The organism is Catenulispora pinisilvae, assembly GCF_015356865.1.
GTDB lineage: Bacteria > Actinomycetota > Actinomycetes > Streptomycetales > Catenulisporaceae > Catenulispora > Catenulispora pinisilvae.
Genome location: NZ_JAAFZA010000420.1, coordinates 1 through 4,752, shown reverse-complemented (window position 1 = coordinate 4,752; position 4,752 = coordinate 1). Strand labels below are relative to the sequence as shown.

Annotated in this window: 5 protein-coding genes; 1 reads left to right on the top strand and 4 read right to left on the bottom strand. The window is 71.0% G+C overall.

Translation table 11 applies throughout. The features are described 5' to 3' along the window. The coding region (locus IZR01_RS48190; RefSeq protein ID WP_194927783.1) for an epoxide hydrolase family protein at positions 1–1,228 on the top strand (1,228 nt) is incomplete at its 5' end. On the opposite strand, the gene IZR01_RS48185 is transcribed toward IZR01_RS48190, so the two are convergent. The 4 genes from IZR01_RS48185 to IZR01_RS48170 all read right to left on the bottom strand — a co-directional run. After that, on the bottom strand, positions 1,177–2,502 hold the full coding sequence (locus IZR01_RS48185) for an MFS transporter (protein WP_194927782.1): 1,326 nt from the start codon (positions 2,500–2,502) through the stop codon (positions 1,177–1,179). The genes IZR01_RS48190 and IZR01_RS48185 overlap by 52 nt on opposite strands. Before the next feature lies 1 nt (position 2,503). Next, positions 2,504–3,151 (bottom strand): winged helix-turn-helix domain-containing protein, encoded by a 648-nt coding sequence (locus IZR01_RS48180; RefSeq protein WP_194927781.1) that lies wholly within the window; start codon positions 3,149–3,151, stop codon positions 2,504–2,506. 81 nt (positions 3,152–3,232) lie between these two features. Continuing rightward, positions 3,233–4,156: a phosphotransferase family protein gene (locus IZR01_RS48175; protein ID WP_194927780.1), complete on the bottom strand. Its 924-nt coding sequence runs from the start codon at positions 4,154–4,156 to the stop codon at positions 3,233–3,235. Positions 4,157–4,162: 6 nt separating this feature from the next. Beyond that, positions 4,163–4,752: ROK family protein (locus tag IZR01_RS48170; protein WP_194927779.1), on the bottom strand; the 590-nt coding region annotated here is incomplete at its 5' end.

Sequence of the window (4,752 nt, the reverse complement as noted above, 5' to 3'; positions counted from 1 at the left end):
CCCGCAGCCCTTCCCCCTGGACCCCACCCCGATCCACGTCCCCGACCACGTCCTGGACGACCTGCGGGCCCGCCTGGCCCGGACCCGTCCGCCGCTGGACGAGGGCAACGAGGACTGGTCCTACGGCGTCCCGGAGGGCTACCTCAGCGAACTGCTCGCCTACTGGCGCGACGGCTACGACTGGCGCGCGGCCGAGGCCGCCATCAACGGCCACGAGCACTACCAGGCGCGTGTCGCCGGCGTCCCGCTGCACTTCCTGCGCCAGCCCGGCGTCGGCCCGGACCCGATCCCGCTGATCCTCACCCACGGCTGGCCCTGGACGTTCTGGCACTGGTCGAAGGTGATCGGCCCGCTCGCCGACCCGGCCGCGTACGGCGCCGACCCCGCGGACGCCTTCGACGTCATCGTCCCCTCACTGCCCGGCTTCGGCTTCCCCGGCCCGCTCACCGGCTTCCCGGACGTGAACTTCTGGAAGGTCGCCGACCTCTGGCACACCCTGATGACCCAGACCCTGGGCTACCGGAAGTACGCCGCCGGCGGCTGTGACATCGGTGGCATCGTCACCAGCCAACTCGGCCACAAGTACGCCGAGGAGCTCTACGGCATCCACATCGGCTCCGGCCTCCCGCTCGACTTCTTCACCGGCCCGCGCGCCTGGGACTTCGCCCAGAACCGCCCCCTGAGCGCCGACCAGAGCGCCGACGTCCAGGCCCGCATCATCGAACAGGACCACCGCTCGGCCTCCCACCTGGCCGTCCACATGCTCGACGGCGCCACCTTGGCCCACGGCCTCAGCGACTCACCCGCCGGGCTGCTGGCCTGGCTCCTGGAGCGCTGGAACGCCTGGAGCGACAACGGCGGCGACCTGGAGTCCGTGTTCACCAAGGACGACCTGCTCACCCACGCCACCATCTACTGGGCCAACAACTCCATCGCCACCTCCCTGCGCTACTACGCCAACGCCAACCGCTATCCCTGGATGCCGGCCCACGACCGTAAACCGGTGGTCGAAGCCCCGGTCGGCCTGACGTTCGTCGCCTACGAGAACCCGCCCGGCATCCACAGCGCCGAGGAGCGGGTGCGCGCGTTCAAGAACGGGCCGCGCGCCGACTGGTTCAACCACGTCAACGTCACCGCCCACGATCACGGCGGGCACTTCATCCCTTGGGAGAACCCTCAGGCCTGGGTGGCCGACCTGCGGCGGACATTCCGGGGGCGGCGGGGCTGAACGTCATTCTCGCGGACGGCCAGGAGAACAGTCAGCCCGGCCGCGAGATAGCACAGGCCCTGGACAACCAGGACCGGCACGATGCCGATCGCCTGCGCCAGGTAGCCGGCGGCCAGGGTGGCCACCAGCTGGCAGATCCCTTCCACCCCGATCAGCGCCCCGAAGGCACGGCCGCGGAAGGCGTCCGCGGTGTGCTGCTGGAACAGGGTGTACATGCCGGCGACGGTCAGCGCGCCGGGAAGACCCACCACGATCATGCCCAGGACCGCGGGCCAGATGGCCGCATAGCCCAGCGGATACAGGAAGATCGCCAGGTCGACCGCCCCGAAGCCCAGCGCCCCGAAGCCCAGCAGCCGAGCCGGCGGCACCCGCCGCCCGAGCGCCGCGACCGCCAGGCCGCCGAGGATCCCGCCGATCGCCTGCACGGCCGCGATCAGCCCGTACGCCCGGCTGTCGCCGTGCAGCACCTGCCGCACGAACGGCGCGAACAGCGTGCCCATGACGCCCTCGCCGATACCGGTCAGCAGCACGAAGACCATCAGAACCCGCAGAACCCGCCGCGCCAGGGTCAGCCGCAGACCCGCACCCAGCTCCCGGACGACGTCCGCGACGCGCCGGGCGTGCTGTGTGTGCTGTGCGTGCTGTGCGGCCTGGACCCGGCCGCCGGCGCGGACGAAGCCGATGAACGCGGCGGCGGCCGCGAAGCTGCCGGCATCGGCCACGGCCAGGGCCCTGATACCGCCGGCCGCGGCGAGCACGCCGCCGAGCGCGGCACCGATGAGGCGGGCCAGGTCGCGGGACTGCGCGAGGAGAGTGTTCGCCGTCAGCAACTCACCCTCGGCCACCACCTCGCCCTCGGCCAGCAGCCGGGGCAGCATCGCCTGCTCGGCGGGGGCGAAGAACTGGCTGACCGCCCCCTGATACACCAGCACCGCGACCACGATCCACACCTGGCTCCGGTCGCGCACCAGCATGAGCGGTGCCAAGCCCACCGCCAGCAGCAGATTGGTCGCGACCATGGTGCGCTTGCGATCCCAGCGGTCTGCGAACACCCCGGCGAGCGGTCCCAGGAACACCTGCGGGACGAACGTCGCCGTGACCGTGACCGCCGAGGCGACCGTGGAGCCGGTCAGCACGTAGACGCAGTAGGCCAGGCCGGTCGCCAGGACCCAGTCGCCGGTGACCGAGACCAGCCCGGCGGTCAGGACCAGCCGCAGGTCCCGGCGTCCGGCCAGCAGCCGGCGTATCGCCCCCAACGCCCCCACCGTCCCCATCTCACGCTTTCCCCGCTTCCTCCGCTTCCTCGGGCGGCTGCGGCTGCGCCAGCGGCACCACGAACGTGGTGATGTTGACCGGCACCGAACCCGGCGGACGCGAGGCCAGATCGTCGATCGGGCGCTCGTCGACGTACCGCGTGATCAGGTCGTTGATCGCGCCGTTCAGCCCGGCGAGCTCGTCGAACGTCAGGTAGACGTTGGTCTGCCCCAGCCCGGCCTGCTGGTTCCACGCCGCCGACCACCCGCCGCGGCGCCGCTGCCAGTCGATGAACCGCGCCACCGCCCGCTCCGCGGCGATCCGCTCGTACACGTCGGCCGCGTCAGCGAGGTCGGGGTTGGCATCCGTGCCCTGAATCCGCTGCGAGGTGAACACCAGCCGCCACGGCCGCTCCCGGTTGTCCTTGCCCTCGATCTGCTCCACGAAGCCGTACTTGGCCAACTGGCGCAGATGGTGCGACGCCAGCCCGTGGCTGATGCCCAGCTCCCGCGCCGCGTCAGCGGTGGTCAGCCGCCCCTCCCGGCCCATCAGTTCCATGAGATCCAGGCGGATCGGATGCGCCACCGCGCGGATGACGGTCGGGTCGTCCAGCACCAGCCAGCGCTGACCGGCCGGGGGCTGCGGATCGTTCGAGGATTCCAAGGACATGCTTGGAATCCTCGGGGCGGGGCGGCGGGATGTCAAGCATGTGCTTGGAATGGGATGCCGCGATACGCCACAACGACACTGTCAGGGGAGTAGCACCTGGAGCTCCGGCAGCCGGCCGAACAGGTCGGGGAGGCCGTGCAAGCCGTTGCGCACGGACTCGTGCGACAGGCTGAGGTCAGGGCCGGTGTTCGCCTCGACACCGGCGAGGCATCGCAGGATGTTCCATCTCGTGTGCCCCAGCCAGCCGCCGATCATGAACACGAACCAGCTCGGGCCCGATGGCGGCAGCGCTCCGCCCCCCGCGACATAACCGTCCAGGACCGAGCGGAAGACAGCGGGCCTGATGTCGTCGAAGCCAGGTCCCTTCGCCAGGCTCAGCGCCGTCGAGCCGAGCTCACCGGCCACGTCGAGCATCCCCGAGAGCTCCCAGTCGAGCACCACCGGCCGACCCTGCCGAGCGAGCAGGTTCCACGGTCGGATGTCCTGGTGGGTCAGCACGACCGGGCCCGCCCGTTCGCAGGTGTCGACGAAGCGGGCGATCGCGAGGAACGTCTGGACCTGGGAGGCGAGTTCGTCAGCCCAAGGCTGTCCAGTCGCCGCCGCCCGCGCGGCGAGCTCGGGCCAGTCCCGTGCCGTCGGCTCCTGGACCGACCCGTGGGTCCACGCGACATCGAGCGCGTGGATGCGCGCGAGGATCTCACCGATCTGGAACGCGTACGCCGCGGACACCGGTGCTTCGGGCACCGTTTCTCCCTCGACCCATCGGTGGACGAGTCTGTGGCGGCCGGCCGAGATCGGCTCCGGCATCGGGATGCCGGCGGCGAAGGCCGCTCGCTCGAACCTGAACACGTCCTGGACACGATAGGCCCAGCGGCGGTCGACGAGGTTCAACTCCTTCACCGCGAACGACCCCTGGTCGGTGTCGAGCCGGTACATCCGGTTGGCGAATCCGCCGTGGACGCGGACCATCGGCCCGATCGGCGCGCCGAGACGCGAAAGATCCACTGAGACTCAGCCCCGCACCGCAGCCCGCTCGAAATCAGCAGCCCACTCATCAAGGCCCGCCTCACTCAGAACCACGTCCAGCCCGGCGGCAGCCGCCCCGATCAGAGCGCTGTCATCACCGAGCGACGCGGCCCGAAGTGGAATCGGATCGGCCCGCCGGAACTCCATCAGCCCGTCCAGATACGCCGCATCGAAGTCGTCCTGCGCAGCCGCCCTGATCAGCGGAGCCAGGCCGCCGAGCGTCACGACATCCGGATCGTGCGCGTTGACCAGCCCGGCAACACCGGAGGCGAGCGCCTCGGCCACCCGCCGCACCGCGGCAGCGGCGTCCGCCTCACCACCGCGCTCAGCCCGCTCCAGCACCTCGACAGCGAACGCCCGCGGATCGTCCGGCGGCGCGACCCCGAGATGACGAGCCAAAGCCCTGCCGTCGACCTCGTTGTCCCAACACCCACGCGCCCCGCACGGACACCGCCGCGACCGGTCGCCGAACGGCATATGCCCGTACTCGCCTCCAGCCCCGCTTCCCCCGACCGCCGGCACACCGTCGATCACCAGCACCCCGCCCAACCCCACCTCAACAGTCAGATACAGCA

Bases quoted from the DNA above. Each gene is read 5' to 3' on its own strand.
- IZR01_RS48185 (WP_194927782.1), bottom strand. From the start codon at position 2,502: ATGGGGACGGTGGGGGCGTTGGGGGCGATACGCCGGCTGCTGGCCGGA.
- IZR01_RS48180 (WP_194927781.1), bottom strand. From the start codon at position 3,151: ATGTCCTTGGAATCCTCGAACGATCCGCAGCCCCCGGCCGGTCAGCGC.